At 70.8% G+C, this 17,349-nt stretch carries 14 protein-coding genes; 5 read left to right on the top strand and 9 right to left on the bottom strand.

Annotation, left to right across the window (positions count from 1 at the left end; all coding sequences use genetic code 11):
• Nucleotides 1–19: 19 nt before the first annotated feature.
• The 3 genes from ABKA17_RS09405 to ABKA17_RS09395 are packed head-to-tail and all read right to left on the bottom strand — an operon-like array spanning nt 20 to nt 2,618.
• On the bottom strand, nt 20–1,222 hold the full coding sequence (locus tag ABKA17_RS09405) for a thiolase family protein (RefSeq protein ID WP_353691439.1): 1,203 nt from the start codon (nt 1,220–1,222) through the stop codon (nt 20–22).
• Nucleotides 1,219–1,863 carry a CoA transferase subunit B gene (locus ABKA17_RS09400; protein WP_353691438.1) on the bottom strand — a complete coding sequence of 215 codons (645 nt, stop codon included), beginning with the start codon at nt 1,861–1,863 and terminating at the stop codon, nt 1,219–1,221. Before ABKA17_RS09400 ends, ABKA17_RS09405 begins: the two co-directional genes overlap by 4 nt.
• A complete protein-coding gene (locus ABKA17_RS09395; RefSeq protein ID WP_353691437.1) occupies nt 1,863–2,618 on the bottom strand; it encodes a CoA transferase subunit A in 756 nt (251 codons plus the stop codon). Before ABKA17_RS09395 ends, ABKA17_RS09400 begins: the two co-directional genes overlap by 1 nt.
• A 211-nt stretch (nt 2,619–2,829) precedes the next feature.
• On the opposite strand from ABKA17_RS09395, the gene ABKA17_RS09390 reads away from it, so the two are divergent.
• A complete protein-coding gene (locus ABKA17_RS09390; protein WP_353691436.1) occupies nt 2,830–3,294 on the top strand; it encodes a MarR family winged helix-turn-helix transcriptional regulator in 465 nt (154 codons plus the stop codon).
• Here ABKA17_RS09390 and ABKA17_RS09385 read toward each other — a convergent pair.
• A complete protein-coding gene (locus ABKA17_RS09385; protein WP_353691435.1) occupies nt 3,291–4,307 on the bottom strand; it encodes a DUF3048 domain-containing protein in 1,017 nt (338 codons plus the stop codon). The genes ABKA17_RS09390 and ABKA17_RS09385 overlap by 4 nt on opposite strands.
• A gap of 200 nt (nt 4,308–4,507) precedes the next feature.
• Between ABKA17_RS09385 and ABKA17_RS09380 the strand changes: the two genes are divergently transcribed.
• A complete protein-coding gene (locus tag ABKA17_RS09380; RefSeq protein ID WP_353691434.1) occupies nt 4,508–5,698 on the top strand; it encodes a zinc-dependent alcohol dehydrogenase in 1,191 nt (396 codons plus the stop codon).
• Between the two features lie 27 nt (nt 5,699–5,725).
• On the opposite strand, the gene ABKA17_RS09375 is transcribed toward ABKA17_RS09380, so the two are convergent.
• On the bottom strand, nt 5,726–6,793 hold the full coding sequence (locus ABKA17_RS09375; protein ID WP_353691433.1) for an ATP-dependent DNA ligase: 1,068 nt from the start codon (nt 6,791–6,793) through the stop codon (nt 5,726–5,728).
• A gap of 75 nt (nt 6,794–6,868) precedes the next feature.
• On the opposite strand from ABKA17_RS09375, the gene ligD reads away from it, so the two are divergent.
• Nucleotides 6,869–7,885 (top strand): non-homologous end-joining DNA ligase, encoded by a 1,017-nt coding sequence (ligD, locus tag ABKA17_RS09370; RefSeq protein WP_353691432.1) that lies wholly within the window; start codon nt 6,869–6,871, stop codon nt 7,883–7,885.
• 7 nt (nt 7,886–7,892) lie between these two features.
• On the opposite strand, the gene ABKA17_RS09365 is transcribed toward ligD, so the two are convergent.
• From ABKA17_RS09365 to ABKA17_RS09355, 3 genes are all read right to left on the bottom strand, one after another.
• The gene (locus ABKA17_RS09365; protein ID WP_353691431.1) at nt 7,893–9,029 is read right to left on the bottom strand and encodes a methyltransferase; all 1,137 of its coding nucleotides are present in this window, start codon (nt 9,027–9,029) and stop codon (nt 7,893–7,895) included.
• Nucleotides 9,030–9,388: 359 nt separating this feature from the next.
• Nucleotides 9,389–11,542, bottom strand: coding sequence for an OmpL47-type beta-barrel domain-containing protein (locus ABKA17_RS09360; protein ID WP_353691624.1), 2,154 nt, complete (start codon nt 11,540–11,542; stop codon nt 9,389–9,391).
• Between the two features lie 56 nt (nt 11,543–11,598).
• Complete coding sequence (locus ABKA17_RS09355; protein ID WP_353691430.1) at nt 11,599–14,079, bottom strand: ThuA domain-containing protein; 2,481 nt, start codon at nt 14,077–14,079, stop codon at nt 11,599–11,601.
• 189 nt (nt 14,080–14,268) lie between these two features.
• On the opposite strand from ABKA17_RS09355, the gene ABKA17_RS09350 reads away from it, so the two are divergent.
• Nucleotides 14,269–15,246: a multicopper oxidase domain-containing protein gene (locus tag ABKA17_RS09350; RefSeq protein ID WP_353691429.1), complete on the top strand. Its 978-nt coding sequence runs from the start codon at nt 14,269–14,271 to the stop codon at nt 15,244–15,246.
• A 117-nt stretch (nt 15,247–15,363) separates the two neighbouring features.
• The gene (locus tag ABKA17_RS09345) at nt 15,364–16,377 is read left to right on the top strand and encodes a LacI family DNA-binding transcriptional regulator (RefSeq protein WP_353691428.1); all 1,014 of its coding nucleotides are present in this window, start codon (nt 15,364–15,366) and stop codon (nt 16,375–16,377) included.
• Nucleotides 16,378–16,452: 75 nt separating this feature from the next.
• On the opposite strand, the gene ABKA17_RS09340 is transcribed toward ABKA17_RS09345, so the two are convergent.
• On the bottom strand, nt 16,453–17,238 hold the full coding sequence (locus ABKA17_RS09340) for a VOC family protein (protein WP_353691427.1): 786 nt from the start codon (nt 17,236–17,238) through the stop codon (nt 16,453–16,455).
• Nucleotides 17,239–17,349: the final 111 nt, after the last annotated feature.

Raw genomic sequence — 17,349 nt, 5'->3', positions numbered from 1 at the left:
CCGCAGTCGAAATCGATGCCTAGCGTTCCAAGACGAGGGCGAGTCCTTGGCCGACGCCGATGCACAACGTGGCGACGCCGACGCCGCTGCCCTTGCGGGCCAGTTGGTGGGCGACCGTGCCGGCGAGGCGAGCGCCGGAGGCGCCGAGGGGGTGGCCGAGGGCGATGGCGCCGCCCTGGGGGTTGAGGATCGCGGGGTCGAACTCGGGCCATTCGGCGACGCATCCGAGTACCTGCGCGGCGAAAGCCTCGTTCAGCTCCAGCACCGACAGGTCGTCGAATGTCTTGCCCGCCTTGGCGAGTGCGCGGTTGACGGCCTCGACGGGGGCCAGCCCGAAGTAGTCCGGGTCGACGGCGTGGACGCCGGTCGCCGAGACGCGGGCGAGCGGTTCGCGGCCGGTGGCCCTCAGCCCCTCCTCGTCGACCAGCAGCAGCGCGGCGGCACCGTCGTTCAGCGGCGAGGCGTTGCCCGCGGTCACCGTGCCACCGTCCTCGCGGAAGGAGGGCATGAGCCTGGCCATCGCCGCGAGGGAGGCGTCCGCGCGGACGCTCTCGTCGGCATCGAAGACCACCGGGTCGCCCTTGCGCTGCGGGATCGGCACGGGCGTGAGCTCGGCGTCGAAGAGGCCGGCCTCCCGCGCCTCGGCGGCCTTGCGGTGCGAGGCGAGCGCGAACTCGTCCTGCTGCTCACGCGTGATCTTGTGCTTGTCGGCGATGAGTTCGGCCGACTCGCCCAGCGGGATCGTCCACTGCGGGTCCATCCGCGGGTTGACCATGCGCCAGCCGAGCGTGGTCGAGTACAACTCGGTGTGCCCGGCGGGGAAGGCCCGGTCGTTCTTGGGCAGCACGTACGGTGCGCGGGTCATCGACTCCACGCCGCCGGCCACGGCGATCGAGGCGTCCCCGACGGCGATGGCGCGGGCCGCCTGGATCACCGCCTCCAGGCCCGAGGCGCACAGCCGGTTGACGGTCACGCCCGGCACCGAGGTGGGCAGACCCGCGAGCAGCGCCCCCATGCGGGCCACGTTGCGGTTGTCCTCGCCGGCGCCGTTGGCGTTGCCCAGGTAGACGTCGTCGATCCGGGACGGATCCAGGTCCGGGGTGCGGGCGAGGAGTTCACGGATGGCGTGGGCGGCGAGGTCGTCGGGTCGGACGCCGGCCAGCGCGCCGTTGTAGCGGCCGATCGGGGTGCGGACCGCGTCGACGATGTAGACGGGCTTCACAGCAGATCCTCCGCGACGGTCAGTTTGGCGTCGGTCCTGGCGACGACGTCGTCGACGGTGACTCCGGGGGCGACCTCGGTCAACACCAGCCCTTCCGGCGTCACCTCGAGCACGCCGAGATCGGTGATGACCCGGTTCACACACGCCTTGCCGGTGAGCGGCAGCACGCACTCCGAGAGGATCTTCGCCGAGCCGTCCTTGGCGGTGTGGGTCATGACCACGATGACCGTACGGGCGCCGTGCACCAGGTCCATCGCGCCGCCGATCCCGGTGATCAGCTTGCCCGGGACGGCCCAGTTGGCCAGGTCGCCCCTGGCCGACACCTGCATCGCGCCGAGCACGGCGACGTCGATGTGCCCGCCGCGGATCATCGAGAAGGACAGCGCCGAGTCGAAGAAGGACGCGCCGGGCAGGACCGTCACGGTCTCCTTGCCGGCGTTGATCAGATCCGGGTCGACCCGGTCCTCGCTCGGGTAGGGGCCGGTGCCCAGGATGCCGTTCTCCGACTCCAGGATCACCTCGACCCCGGGCGGCAGATGGTTGGGGATCAGGGTGGGCAGGCCGATGCCGAGGTTGACGTAGCTCCCGTCGGGAAGCTCGCGCGCCGCACGCGCGGCCATCTGCTCGCGTGTCCAGGCCATCAGTTGCTCACCGTCCGCTGCTCGATCCGCTTGTCGGCGGCCTGCTCCGGGGTCAGTGCCACCACGCGCTGCACGAAGATCCCCGGCAGATGCACGGCGTCCGGCTCGATCTCGCCGGGCTCGACGAGTTCCTCGACCTCGGCGATCGTCACCCGGCCGGCCATCGCGGCCAGCGGGTTGAAGTTCCGGGAGGACTTGTTGAAGACCAGGTTGCCGTGCCGGTCGCCCTTCCAGGCCCGCACCAGCGCGAAGTCGGTGCGGATCCCGCGCTCCAGCACGTACTCCGTGCCGTCGAAGTCCCGCACCTCCTTCGGCGGCGAGGCGAGCGCGACGCCGCCCTCACCGTCGTAGCGCCACGGCAGTCCGCCGTCGGCGACCTGGGTGCCGACGCCGGCCGGGGTGTAGAAGGCGGGGATGCCCGCGCCGCCCGCCCGCAGCCGCTCGGCGAGGGTGCCCTGCGGGATCATCTCGACCTCGAGCTCACCGGCCAGGTACTGCCGCGCGAACTCCTTGTTGGCCCCGATGTAGGAGCCGGTCACGCGGGCGATCCGGCCGGCGGCGAGCAGGACGGCCAGGCCGGACTCCATCGCCCCGCAGTTGTTGGAGACGACGCCGAGGCCGCCGACCTCGCGCTCGTACAGGGCCTGGATCAGCACGTTCGGCACACCGCTCAGTCCGAAGCCGCCGACGGCGAGGGTCGCGCCGTCCGGCACATCGGCCACCGCCTCGGCGGCGGTGGCGACCACCTTGTCCATGCGTGAAGCTCCATCTCGTCCGAGCGTCCGGTCCCGAGTTAATCAGGGCACTGAGCATTTCGGTGAAGTTTCCTTCACGCTGCCACCGGAAGGGTGTGACGTCAAGACCCTGGAGAAATGCGAGGTCAGCGATGCGTTCCGGTGTGCAGACAGTGTGCTGGTCCACCGGTATCGTTCAGTGCACCAACCAATTCGACTGTGGGGAGCGCACATGGCCGCGGTGGACCTCACCACCCACCCCGGGCACCTGGCCCGGCGGCTCCAGCAGGCGCACCACCTGCTGTGGAACACGATGGTCTCGGAGGAGATCACCTCGCCGCAGTTCGCGGTCCTCAACGCGCTGGTCGCCGAGCCGGGCCTCGACCAGCGGACCGTGGGGGAGCGGGTGGGGCTGGACCGGTCCACCATCGCCGAGGTGATCAGCCGGCTCGGCCGCCGCGAGCTGGTCGACAAGGTGCGCGATCCGCAGGACGGCCGCCGCTTCCTGCTGCGCCTGACCGAGGACGGGATGCGCACCCACCGCAAGCTGACCGTGCGCACCGCCCGGATGAACCAGGTCTTCCTGGCCCCGCTGACCGCCGACGAGCAGTCCGTCTTCTTCGACCTGATCCAGCGCGTCGCGGACGCGGCCGAGGGGCTCCGCAACCCCACGGAACCCCTCGTGGCCCAGCGCTAGGCCTTGGCGAAGACCACCCACACCTGACCCTCGGCGAAGTTCACCGGGGCGCCGTCGGCCGTCGTGAACGTCGTGCCGTCGGTGGCCGTCGCGCGCTCCCAGTCGACGTCGTACGCCTTCCCGCCGCGCAGCACCTTCGCCGTGCCGGAGCCCACGGTCTCGGTGTAGGGCGTGTTGTTGCCCAGGAAGTCGTGGAAGTCGGACTTGCGGATCTTCACGTACTGCACCACCACCGTCGCCGGGGCGAGCCGCTTGCCGGTGGTCGTCACCGCCGGCGTGCCGTCCATCGAGACCAGATAGCGCCCGCGGCTCGGTGACCAGCTGAAGGTGAAGGAGGCCGCCGGGTAGCGCACCGTCTCCGAGGTGTCCTTCGTCCCGCCGGACGGGGCCTTGCCGTAGGTGAAGCCGGTCGTCAGGGCGTCCGCGCCCGGAGCCGTGGGCGCCAGCCGGTGCGGGCGCAGATAGAGGTTGTGCGGCGCGGGCTTGCCGGTGCCGCGGTAGTAGGCGCCGGACGTCGTCTCGGGCGTCTGCGGGTTCAGCGGCGCCTTGTCGATCAGCGGCATCAGCTTCCCCTGGGCCCCCGAGAAGGCGAGCGTCGGGTTGTCGAACTGGCGCAGCAGCTCCAGATCGGACTCGCGGGCGCTGCGCACCGGTCCGACGGCCTTCGGGAGCTTGGTCGCGTACACCGCCATCAGCCGGCTCAGGCCGCCCTCGACCTGCTCGGCGTAGACGATGTCGGCGGAGTCGGTGCCCGTGTGCGGTCGGGCCGCCCGGGCGTTGTCGATCTTCACGGCGAGCACCGACTCGCCGGTCAGCCCGCTCTGCGGGGGCCACTGGTCCTCGCCCTGGTCCGGGCTCGCGCTCCGGCTCCGGTCCGACTCGGTGCCCCTCCCGTCGTCGACCGGTCCCGGCCGGTCCGTGCCCGTGCAGCCCGCCACCACGGAAACCGCCAGCGCGACGGTCAGCAGCGCCGCCGTCGTCGTGGCGCGTCTCGTGCGCGCCCCTCGTCCCATGCCCACCGTCGCCACCCAAGAGTCGTTTCACTGATTGTGCGCTTATGTGTTCATTGATGGCCATACCCGGTCGGATTTGGTGGGCTGGGTGAATACCTCTGACGGACAGCGTTTCCTACGCCGAGCGGCCCAAGAACACGGTTCGGGGCGGTACCGCCGGGTACCCGGGGCGCCTCCGCCGGGCGGAAGGGAGCGCGACCATGAAGGCAGTGACCTGGCAGGGCAAGCGCGACGTACGGGTGGAGGACGTGCCCGATCCGGGGATCCAGGAACCGACGGACGCGATCGTCCGCATCACCTCCACCGGACTGTGCGGCTCCGACCTGCATCTGTACGAGGTGCTCACCCCGTTCATGACACCGGGCGACATCCTCGGACACGAGCCGATGGGCATCGTCGAGGAGGTCGGCGCGGGAGTGCCGGACCTCAAGGCGGGCGACCGGGTGGTGATCCCGTTCCAGATCGCCTGCGGCAACTGCTGGATGTGCCTCAATTCGCTGCCCACCCAGTGCGAGACCACCCAGGTCACCAGCGAGGGCATGGGCGCGGCGCTGTTCGGCTACACCCGCCTCTACGGCGCGGTCCCCGGCGCCCAGGCCGAGTATCTGCGCGTCCCGCAGGCCCAGTACGGCCCCATCAAGGTGCCCGAGGGCCCGCCGGACGACCGTTTCGTCTACCTCTCCGACGTCCTGCCGACCGCCTGGCAGGCGGTCGAGTACGCCGATGTCCCGCAGGGCGGCAGCGTCGCCGTGCTGGGACTCGGCCCCATCGGCGACATGGCCTGCCGTGTCGCCCAGGTGCGCGGCGCCGGGCGGGTCTTCGGAGTGGACCTGGTGAGCGAGCGACTGCGCCGGGCACGCGCGCGTGGCGTCGAGACGTACGACCTGAGGGGCTTCGACAGCGAGAAGGAACTCGTCCAGGCGATCCGCGACGAGACCGACGGCCGGGGCCCCGACGCGGTGATCGACGCGGTCGGCACCGAGGCGCACGGCAGCGCGGCCGCCCGGCTGGCGCAGCAGGCCTCGGCCATGCTGCCGCGCCGGATCAGCGGCCCGTTCGCGGAGCGCTTCAGCATCGACCGGCTCGCCGCCCTGCACACCGCCATCGAGCTGGTACGGCGCGGCGGCACCCTCTCGCTCGTCGGCGTCTACGGCGGGATGGCCGACCCCATGCCGATGCTCACCCTGTTCGACAAGCAGATCCAGATGCGGATGGGCCAGGCGAACGTGCGCCGCTGGAGCGAGGCGATCATCCCGTACCTCACCGACGAGGACCCGCTCGGCGTCGACGAGTTCGCCACGCACCGGCTGCCGCTCAGCGACGCGCCGCACGCGTACGAGATGTTCCAGCGCAAGCGGGAAGGCGCGGTCAAGGTCCTGATGGAACCCTGACCCGGCACCGCCCCCGCCCGCCCCGGGTCAGGGGCGGCCGAGGATCTCGTCGAGGTCGTACCGGACCGGCTCCTCCAGCTGCGCGTAGGTGCAGCTCTCGGGGGTCCGGTCCGGGCGCCAGCGGCGGAACCGGGCCGTGTGGCGAAAACGCGCCCCGTTCTCCATGTGGTCGTACGCCACCTCGGCCACCCGCTCCGGCCTGAGCGGCACCCAGGACAGGTCCTTCTTGCCCGACCAGCGGCTGGGCGCCGCCGGCAGCCGGGCCGTCTCATGGGCCGCCTCGTCCGACCAGGCCGCCCACGGGTGGCCCGCGGCGTCCGCCATCCGCAACGGCTCCAGCTCCTCGACCAGCTCGGCGCGCCGCTTCATGGTGAAGGCGGCCGACACGCCCACGTGCTGGAGGGTGCCCCGGTCGTCGTGGAGGCCGAGCAGGAGCGAACCGACGATCGGGCCGCTCTTGTGGAGGCGGTAGCCGGCGACCACGACATCCGCGGTGCGTTCGTGCTTGATCTTGTACATGGCCCGCTCGTCCTGGAGGTAGCGCAGGGTGAGCGGCTTGGCGACGACCCCGTCCAGGCCCGCCCCCTCGTACTGCTCGAACCAGGACCGCGCGACCTCGATGTCGGTGGTCGCCGGTGCCACGTGGACGGGCGGGGTGACGTCCGCCAGCGCCCGGGTCAGCAGCGCCCGCCGGTCGGTCAGCGGGACGTCCAGCAGCGACTCGTCCGCCAGCGCCAGCAGATCGAACGCCACGAAGGACGCCGGGGTCCGCTCGGCGAGCGTGCGCACCCGGGAGTCGGCGGGGTGGATGCGCTCGGTGAGCGCGTCGAAGTCCAGCCGCCCGTCCCGCGCGATGACGATCTCCCCGTCCAGCACACAGCGCTTCGGGACGCGCTCGGTCAGCGCCGCCACCAGCTCGGGGAAGTACCTGGTCAGCGGCTTTCCGGTACGGCTGCCCAGCTCGACGTCGGCGCCGTCGCGGAACACGATCGCCCGGAACCCGTCCCACTTCGCCTCGTACTGCATGTCCGGCGGGATCTTCGCCACCGACTTGGCGAGCATCGGCTTCACGGGCGGCATCACCGGCAGATCCATGCGGACGATTCTGCTCCAGTACGGTCGGTTGTGCCCGGTGTGCGAGGTTTGCGCGGTACGCCTACCGTGGCTCGCATGGGAGACGCGGTGGAACTGGAGGCCGGCGGCCGGACCGTGCGGCTGTCCAGCCCGGACAAGATCTTCTTCCCGGAGCGCGGTTTCACCAAGCTCGACCTCGCCCGCTATTACCAGGCGGTCGCCCCCGGAATCCTGCGCGCCCTGCGCGACCGCCCCACCACCCTGGAGCGCTACCCGGACGGGGTGGCCGGCGAGAACTTCTTCCAGAAGCGCGCGCCGAAGAACATGCCCGACTGGATCCCGACCGCGCACATCACCTTCCCCAGCGGCCGCAGCGCCGACGAGATGTGCCCCACCGAGGAGGCCGCGGTCCTGTGGGCCGCCCAGTACGGCACGCTCACCTTCCACCCCTGGCCGGTACGCCGCGACGACGTCGACCGCCCCGACGAACTCCGTATCGACCTCGACCCGCAGCCGGGCACCGACTACGACGACGCCGTGCGCGCGGCCGGTGAACTCCGCGCCGTGCTCGAGGAGTTCGGCGGACTGCGCGGCTGGCCGAAGACGTCCGGCGGTCGGGGCCTGCACGTCTTTGTGCCGATCGAACCCCGCTGGACGTTCACGGAGGTCCGGCGGGCGGCCATCGCGGTGGGCCGGGAGATGGAACGCCGGATGCCGGACCAGGTGACGATCAAGTGGTGGAAGGAGGAGCGCGGCGAGCGCATCTTCATCGACTACAACCAGACCGCCAGAGACCGCACCATCGCCTCCGCCTACTCCGTACGACCCCGCCCGCACGCCCCGGTCTCGGCACCGCTGCGCTGGGACGAGGTCGGCGAGGCGCATCCGCGGGACTTCGACCTCGCGACCATGCCCGCGCGCTTCGCCGAACTCGGCGACGTGCACGCGGACATGGACGACCACGCCTTCTCCCTGGACGCGCTCCTGGAACTCGCCCGGCAGGACGAGCGCGACCACGGACTGGGTGATCTGCCGTACCCGCCCGAGTACCCGAAGATGCCGGGCGAGCCCAAGCGCGTACAGCCGAGCAGGGCCAGACACGAGGACAGTTGACGGACCGTCAACTGTGGGTCAGCCGCCACAGTGACGTCGTCTCCGCGCTGCGGGCCGCGTGGAGGGGATCGTCCCGGTCCGTGGCCCGGTGATGGCGCGGCTTCGCGTCGATCCTGCCGCGGACCCGCAGCCCCGCCCTCCCGATCGCCGACAGCAGCTCGCCGCGGGTGCGCAGCTCCAGCCGCTCGGCCAGGTCCGACAGGACGAGCCAGCCCTCGCCGCCCGGCTCGAGACGGTCGGCGAGTCCGGACAGGAAGGCGTGGAGCATGGCGCCGCCCGGGTCGTAGACGCCCTGTTCCAGCGCGGACGACGGACGGGCCGGGAGCCAGGGCGGGTTGCAGACGACGAGGTCGGCGCGCCCCTCGGGGAACAGGGTCGGGCCCGTCACGTCGATGCGATCGGCAAGGCCCAGCCGCCGGGCGTTGTCGCGGGCGCAGTCCAGGGCGCGCGGGCCGATGTCGGTGGCCGTGACGTGGCCGCACCCGCGACGGGCCAGCACGGCGGCGAGCACCCCGGTGCCGGTGCCCAGGTCGAACGCGGTGCGTGGCGCGGGCACGGGCAGGGGCGCCGTCGCGACGAGGTCTACGTACTCGCCCCTGACCGGGGAGAACACGCCGTAGTGGGGGTGGACGCGGGCGCCGAGAGCCGGCACCTCGACGCCCTTGAGGCGCCACTGGTGGGCGCCGATCACGCCGAGCAACTCCCGCAGGGACACGGCCATGGCGCCCCGGGGCGGACCGTAGGCCCCGGCGCAGGCCTCGCGGACGTCAGGGGCGCGGCGCAGGGTCAGGGAGTGGTCGTGCGTGAGCAACACCAGTACGCGGCCCAGGACTTGGGCGCGGTGGCGGCGGGCTCTGCGGTACAGGTGGAAGGACTCGGCCGGGCTGTCGCCGGTGCGGGGCGGCTTGCGGTCGACGCGTCGGCCGACGGCGGCCAGGAGGCGGCGTGCGTGGTGGTAGTCGCCGCGCCACAGCAGGGCTGTGCCCTCGCAGGCCAGCCGGTGGGCGGTGGCGGCGCTCATACGGTCGTCGGCGACGACGACGCGCCGTGGGGCGGGGGCCGCGCTCTCGGAGTGCCAGCGGGCGTGCCGGACGGTCCTGGCGTCGGTGTCGGTGCCGGGCTCGGTCCAGGAGATGGTGGACACGGTGAACTCCTCGTGGTCGAACGTGCGGATACACGAAGAGCACTTCGACGAGGAGCACGAGAAGCGGCCGACGCGAGGGCGTGGCCGCGGTGAAAGGGCAGGTGGGGGCTCTCTGTGAGCGCCGGGGCTACCGCTCCCGCGTCGAAGCGCGAGCGGGGACGTCGCCGAGCACCATGCCGAGCACCATGCCGAGTGTCATGACCTGTCCTGTCGGGGCTGTCGGAGAGGGGACGGCAGCAGGCTCGCACGTGCCCTCGCCGCCGGGCAAACCGTTCGCGGGGTGGGGGCCCCCCGCACCGCCCGGGGGCCCACCGTCACCGCGGTGGGCCGCACCCCTGGGAATCACTTCAGGACGGCGCTCACAACTCCTTGATCCGGATGTCCCGGTACGAGACGACGTCCGTCGTGCCGTGCACCTGGAGCCCGAGGTAGCCGGAGGCGAACCGCCGCCCGTCCGTGCCCGGGTCGTCCGAGCGCGGCGGGACGAAGTCCTGGCCGCCGGTGTTGTCGAACTCGTTGATCAGCACACCGTTGCGGAAGACCGAGTAGTGCTGGTCGACCACCCTGATCTCGTAGTCGTTCCAGGTGCCCTTCTGGGTCACGCCCGCGCCGGCCAGGCCCACCCGGTCGAACCCGTAGATCGAGCCCGTCTTGTACATGTCGCCGTCGGGCCGGTCCAGGACCTGCACCTCGTGCCCGTACTTGATGGCGACCCACTCCGGCCGCGACTCCTCCGGGTGGTCGTGGACCCACGGGAAGCGCACGAACACACCGGAGTTGGCGTTGCCGGTGCCGGGCGCGTCGTCCCGCCACTGGAGGCGGAGCGAGAAGTCGCCGTACTTGCGCTCGGGGAACCACAGCATGCCGAGCCCGGCCTTCGTCGTCCCCGAGGTGATCGACCCGTCGGCGTTCAGCCCGAACGAACCCCCGCCCACCTGCTGCCACTTGGCGAAGGACGCCGCGCTGCCGTCGAGGATCTTCCGGTAGCCCTCGGTCTGTCCGGGCCTGCCGATCCCGGACTGCCGGGCGGCCTTCTGGATCGCGTTGTACTCGCGCTGGTCGACGACGCCTTCCTTGAGGAGTTTGTCGAGGACCGTCTTCACGTGCTTGAGGAACAGCGCGTGGGACGTCAACTCCTTCTCGTCCTCGATCAACTCGTTGATCCGGCACCGGCTGTTGGTGAGCCGGTTGGGTACGCCCGAGTCGACCTCGCCGACGATCACCGTCAACCGCTCGTCGAACTCGGCGCAGTTGGGCGCGGGAACCTGGCTCGACACGACGGTGAAGGTCACCGTGCGGGCGGCGGCGGTGTTGCCCGCCTTGTCGGTGGCCCGGTAGGCGAGGGTGTGGGTGCCCGCGCGGTCGACGATCACCGGTGTGCCGTATGCGATGTACGGTCCACCGTCGATCGAGTACTCGATCCGGTCGACACCCGACCCCCCGTGCTCGTCGGCGGCGCTCACGGTCACCTTGGCGTTGCCGACGTACGCGCCGTCCGAGTTCTTCGTGCCCTCGACGGTCACGCCCGTCACCGGCGCGGTGGTGTCCGGCGTCGGCGTCGCGACCACCGTGAACCGGACGTTCTTCTCGGCGGCCACATTGCCCGCCTTGTCGGTGGCCCGGTAGCGCACGGTGTGCGTGCCGAGCTGGTGCACCATCACGGGCGCGGTGTACGGCTGCCAGGCGCCGTCGCCGATCGCGTACTCGATGGTGTTGACGCCGGATCCGGTGTCCGAGGCGGACACGGTCACCGTCGCCATGTCGAGGTACGCCCCGTCCGGATTCTGTTCACCGGTCACCGTCGCCGAGGTGTCCGGGGCGGTGGTGTCGTCGGTGGCCGGCGGCACGACCGTGAACTGGACGCTCTTCTCGGCGGAGACGTTGCCCGCCTTGTCGAGCGCCCGGTAGCGGATCTTGTGCGCGCCGACCTGGTCGACGACGACCGGCGCGGTGTACGGCAGCCAGTCGCCCGCGTCGCCGACCGCGTACTGTATACCGTCGACACCCGACCCTCCGGCGTTGTCCGTCGCGCTGATCGCCACGCTCGCCGAGCCGACGTACTCGCCCTGCGCGTTCTGTGTCCCGGTGACCTGTGCGGCCGCCTCCGGCGCCGTGGTGTCCTCGCCGGTGCCCTCGGTCACCACGAGGATGCCCTGCATCTGACCGTGGCCCGGGATCGTGCAGTGGTAGAAGTACCGGCCCGGGGTGAGCGTGACCTCGGCCGTGTGGCGGCCGCCCATGTCGTCGTTCGGGTTGGCGAGGATGTTCAGCGAGACATCGCTGTTGAACTCGGGGTCGCTCGTCACGAACGTCAACGTGTGCGGCATCCCGGTGGTGTTGCCGGTCGCCGTGCTGTTCTCGAAGACGATCGTCGCCTGCCCCGCCACCGCCGTGGCCGGCGCCGAGTTGTACTTGGTGATGTCGTCACCGGCCGTCCAGGTGAGCGTCTGGGCGGCCGCGGCCCGCTCCACCGGCTGCTGGGCGGAGACGGGGACGCTCTGCAACCCCAGCATCACCAGCACGGCGGCCAACAGGGCCGTCCAGACCGCCCGGCCTCTTCGCTGCCGCCTCACTGCGCCGCCCCTCTCGCCAGCTGATCGGCGGCCGGTGTCGCGGCGCCGCCCTGGTAACCGACCCGCCACAGCGCCGACTTGGCGTCCGAGGTGAAGAAGCCACGGCCGTAGTCGAGGACGTAAAGCGAGCCGTCCGGACCGAACTTCCAGTCCATGAGGTTCCTGATGCCGTCGTTGCCGATCGGCACGATCTTCTTCAACGACTCCGAGTGCACCGGCAGTCCGCCGTCACCGTGTGTCTTCGGGTCGGTGATGACGGCGTTGCGCGGCTGGTCGGCGTCGTAGAAGTCGCCGACGAACCACTTGCCGTCCCAGTACGAAGGCCAGGCGGCCTCCCCCGCGCTCGCCGCGTCGTAGCGGTAGACCGGCCCGTTCATCGCGGCCTGTCCGCCGCCCTTCAGCCACGGAAGCAGATACGTGGACTCCTCCTGCTTGTAGGAGGGGATGCCGTTCGCGTCGCGCGGGAAGTCCGGTGCGCCGCCCTGGGGCGAGTACCAGATGTTGTTGCCGGTGACCGGCGGCAGGTTGACGAGGCCGTCGTTGTTCGGGGACTCGTTCTTCGGGTGGTCGCAGTCGTACCAGCCCAGCGGTTTCGTCGGGTCGGGCAGATTGCGGTCCCGGTAGGGCTGCTTGTTGCCCATGCAGTACGGCCAACCCCGGTTGCTCGCCTTGGTGATGACGGCGAACGTGTCGTACTTGGCCGGACCCCAGGTCGTCGAGGGCGCCGAGGCGTCCGGACCGACCCAACCGGCGTACAGGACGTCGGTCTTGCGGTCGACGAAGATACGGGCGGGGTTCCTGACCCCCATCACATAGATCTCGCCGCGCGTCTTGCCGCCGCCCTCCTCGGTCTCCCGGCCGGTGAAGAGGTTGCCGGCGGGCAGCGTGTACGTGCCGTCCGGTTCCGGATGGATGCGCAGGATCTTGCCGTTGAGGTTGTTGGTGTTGCCGGCGGTGCGGCGCGCGTCGGCGAAGGAGACGCCCTTGAAGTTGGGCTCCGGGTTGTTGCCGGAGTAACCGTCGCTGAAGCGGCTGGAGTTGTTGTCGCCGGTCGCGATGTACAGGTTGCCCTGGGAGTCCCAGGTCATCCCGCCGCCCGCGTGGCAGCAACTGTGGATCTGTACCGGCCACTTGAGCAGCACCTTCTCGCTGCCCAGGTCCAGCTTGTTGGTGGCGAGGTCGAGCGTGAAGCGGGAGACGCGTCGCTCGGCCATGCGGGTGTCGCGGTTGATCTGCGAGTGCGGGGTGTAGTGCAGATACACCCACCCGTTCTGCTCGAACCGAGGATCGAGCTCGATACCGAGCAGACCCTCCTCGACCTTGACCAGTTCGTCGCCGCCGCCCTTGTTGCCGAAGACGGTCAACGCCCCCGCCAGGGTGACCTTCTTGGTCTTCGGGTCGTAGACGTGGATCTCGCCCTTGCCCTTGCCGATGTCGGGGTTGTTCCAGTCGGTGACGACGGGCTGCGAGGAGTCCGCGCCGCCCCGGCCGATGTAGAGCACCCGGCCGTCGGGCGCGGCGACCAGGCCGTGCGGCTCGCCGATCTGGTCGTTCTGACCGGCCTGGTTGGGCTGGGTGAGGCGCTCGGCCTTGTAGTTGCCGGTGATGGTCGCCTTGCAGTCGGCCCGCACCAGCCGGGTGGTCCACATCAGCGCGCCGCGCAGATGCGCGCGGAAGTCGGTCTCGTCGTACGACGAGGCCGTGCCGCCCATGCCGGTGTAGAAGGAGCGGCCGCCGTCGTAGTCACGGCACCAACTCACCGGATGGTCCCAGCCGTTCTTGCCGGTGCCCGGCTGGTACGTGGACTCGCGTACCCGCGCGACGGTGTGCACCGTGCCCGACGGGTTCTTGGCCCAGTTGAACCACTGGTCGGGACGCTTCCACTGCACCGGAAGGTCCTTGGTGGCCGGATGCCCGCGGTCGCCGACCTCGACGACCGCCCGCTGTACGGCCGTTGGACTACCGGCCGCCGGACGGGCGCCGACCAGACCGGTGAACCAGTCCGAGTACGGCTCGGCGCGGGCGGCGTCATGGATGCCGACGAAACCGCCGCCGGCCTCCATGTAGGCCTCGAGTCCCGCCTCCTGCTCCGGATCGAGGATGTCACCGCCGCCGGTCAGGAAGACGATCGCGTTGTAGCGACCGAGCTTCGTCTCATCGGTGAACACCGAGGCGTCATCGGTCGCCACGGTCTTGAACCGCTGCTCGGTGGGCCCGGTCAGCCCGATCCTCTCGATCGCCGCGATGCCCGCGTTGACCACCGGCGACTCCTCGCCGGAGGCGGCGGATCCGTAGAAGAGCAGCACACGTACGTTCGCGCCGCCCGGCGGCGACTTGATGGACATCGTTGTCAGGGGTGGTTCGGGGGCTGGACGCGCGCTGGCGGCGGGACCCGCCAGCAGTCCGGCGACGACGACCCCGGCGGTCACACCCGCCACGCAGATCCGTCTTCTCGTGCTCAACCCTCGTAAGTGCATGGGCACCTCCTCGGTCACAGCGACAGCGCGATGGAAGCTAGACCTCTTTGCGCAACTCGCCAATACCTATGACCGAGTTGGGGCCAACTTTGTCCTGAGTGTGGATAAACAGCGGAAGCGCCGGTACCGTCTCACAGGTTCATCACAGGTACGCCTCCGCAAATTCCGTATCAGGGTGGGGAGTTCCGCATGGACAGACGCGGGTTCAACCGGCGCGCGGTACTGCTGGGCGGCGCGACCGCGGTCGGTGTCGCGGCCACCGCGACATCGTTGTCCCTGGCGCCGGACGCCGCGAGCGCCGACGGCACGGCGAGAACCGCGCCGGCCGGGGGCGAGGTGAGACGCATCAAGCTGTACGCCGAGAAGCTCGCCGACGGGCAGCTGGGCTACGGCTTCGAGAAGGGCAAGGCGACGGTCCCCGGTCCGCTCATCGAGCTCAACGAGGGCGACACGGCCCACATCGAGTTCGAGAACACCATGGACATCCCGGTGAGCCTCCACGTCCACGGCCTGGACTACGAGATCACCAGCGACGGAACCAAGTTGAACAAGAGCGACGTCGAGCCCGGCGGCACCCGCACCTACACCTGGCGCACCCACGCCCCGGGCCGCCGCAAGGACGGCACCTGGCGGGCGGGCAGCGCGGGCTACTGGCACTACCACGACCACGTGGTCGGCACCGAGCACGGCACGATCGGCATCCGCAAGGGCCTGTACGGTCCGGTGATCGTCCGCCGCAAGGGCGACGTCCTGCCGGACGCGACCCACACGATCGTCTTCAACGACATGCTCATCAACAACAAGCCGGCGCACTCCGGGCCCGACTTCGAGGCCACGGTGGGTGATCGCGTCGAGTTCGTGATGATCACGCACGGCGAGTACTACCACACCTTCCACATGCACGGTCACCGCTGGGCCGACAACCGCACCGGCATGCTCACCGGCCCCGACGACCCCAGCCAGGTCATCGACAACAAGATCGTGGGCCCGGCGGACTCCTTCGGCTTCCAGGTCATCGCGGGGGAGGGGGTGGGGGCCGGCGCGTGGATGTACCACTGCCATGTCCAGAGCCACTCCGACATGGGGATGGTGGGGTTGTTCCTGGTGAAGAAGACGGACGGCACGATCCCGGGGTACGAGCCGCACGCACCCGGCCACGAACACTGACGGGCGAGGCGAGCCCGTCCCGATCCCCCCGCCAGGGGGTTCCGGCCTTCGGAGAGCGCTCTCATCCTCCCGCGGACCAGGGCTATCCTGATCCGCAACCGCGAGGAGGGCCCCGAAGTGACCGAGACAGCGCCGCGTCCCACGCTGGAGGCCGTGGCCGCGCGGGCCGGGGTCTCGCGGGCCACCGTGTCCCGGGTGGTGAACGGCGGCGACGGGGTCAGGGAGCCGCTCGTCGAGCGGGTCCGGCGGGCGGTGGAGGAGCTCGGGTACGTGCCCAACCAGGCCGCCCGAAGCCTGGTGACGCGCCGGCACGACGCGGTCGCCGTCGTGGTCGCCGAGCCGGAGACACGGGTCTTCGCCGACCCCTTCTTCGCGCTGCAACTCAGGGGAATCAGCAAGGAGTTGACGGCTCACGACAACCAGCTCGTACTGCTGCTGACCGAGGGCCGGGACGACCACGCCCGCGTGGGCCGGTACCTCGCCGGGGGCCATGTCGACGGGGCGCTCGTCTTCTCCCTGCACCTGGACGATCCGCTGCCCGGGTTGATCCAGGGCGCCGGGATCCCGACCGTGTTCGGCGGCCGGCCGGGCTGGAACGGCGGCGGGGCCGATGACGTGGTGTACGTCGACAGCGACAACCGGGGCGGCGCGCGGGACGCCGTACGCCATCTCGTGGGGCTCGGTCGCAGCCGCGTCGCACACATCACCGGCGCCCTCGACCAGACGTCGGCGGCGGACCGGCTGGAGGGCTTCCGGGACGTCATGGGCGACGGCGATCCCCGGCTGGTCGTCGAGGGGGACTTCACCCCGGCCGGGGGCGAGCGGGCGATGCGTGAGCTTCTCGACCGCTGCCCGGACGTGGACGCCGTCTTCGCCGCGAACGACCTCGCCGCGTCCGGAGCCCTGCGGGTCCTGCGCGAGCAGGGGAGGCGGGTTCCCGAGGACGTCGCCGTCATCGGCTTCGACGACATGCTGCCCCTCGCGGAACAGACCGACCCCCCGCTCACGACCATCCGTCAGGACATCGAGGAGATGGGGCGGTTGATGGCACGGCTGCTGCTGCGGGGGACGGGGGGCGCGTCGACGGGGGTCGTGCTGCCGACGACGCTGGTCCGACGGGCCTCCGCCTGAGCGCTCCGCCGGAGGTGGACTTCCCGGCCCGCCTTGCCCCGTCAGCCCTCCACCGGCGTCAGCTCTCCACCGGCGTCAGCCCTCCATCGGCGCGCTCTTGATCACCGCGAACCGGGCCCCGTACGGATCGGCCAGCCGGGCGACGCTGCCGACGCCCTCGATGTCCGTGGCCGGCATGCGGATCGTGCCGCCGAGCTCCGCCGCCTTGGCGGCGACCGCCTCCGTGTCGGTGACCTCGAAGTACGGGAGCCAGTACGGCTCCGTCTCCTCGGTGGACTCGGCCAGGGGGACGATGCCGCCGAACATCGCGTCCTCGGTGCCGCCGGCGGGGTTGAGCGTGGTGTACGTGCCGCCGGGGAAGTCGACGCCGTAGGTCTCCAGGCCGAGGACGGCGTTGTAGAAGAACGCGGCGGCGGGCTGGTCCGGTGTGTACAGCTCCAGCCAGCACAGCGAGCCGGGCTCCTGGACGACGTCGAGGCCCTTGTTGCGCCCCGGCTGCCAGATGCCGAAGGACACGCCCGCCTTGTCGGCGAGGATCGCCATCCGGCCCTGGTCCATGACGTCCATGGGCTGCATCAGCACCGCGCCGTGCGCCTGCTCGGCCGCCTTCGCCGTGGCGTCCGCGTCCGGGGTCTGGAAGTACACCGTCCAGGACGGCGGGCCCTGCTCGGGGCCGGTCCGCATACCGGCCGCGGCCGTCCTGCCGTCCAGTTGGAAGAAGCCGTAACCGCCGACCTCGGGCGGCCCGGGCTGGAACCGCCAGCCGAACAGCGCGCCGTAGAAGGACGCGGCGCCGTCGATGTCGGGGGTACCGAGATCGATCCAGTTCGGGGCGCCGGTGACATAACGGGTGGTGAGCATCTCTGCCCCTCCTCATAGGGGTCCCGTTGCCTGCACTGCCGAGTCTTGCACCGCCCACTGACAATCGCCCCGGGCGGTGACCATCCGTGACCGTCGAGCCTCTCCCAGTTT

It is taken from the genome of Streptomyces sp. RG80, from assembly GCF_040446465.1.
Classification (GTDB): Bacteria; Actinomycetota; Actinomycetes; order Streptomycetales; family Streptomycetaceae; genus Streptomyces.
Note: the sequence above shows the minus strand (reverse complement) of the source record. Positions and strands in the feature narration are given on the sequence as shown.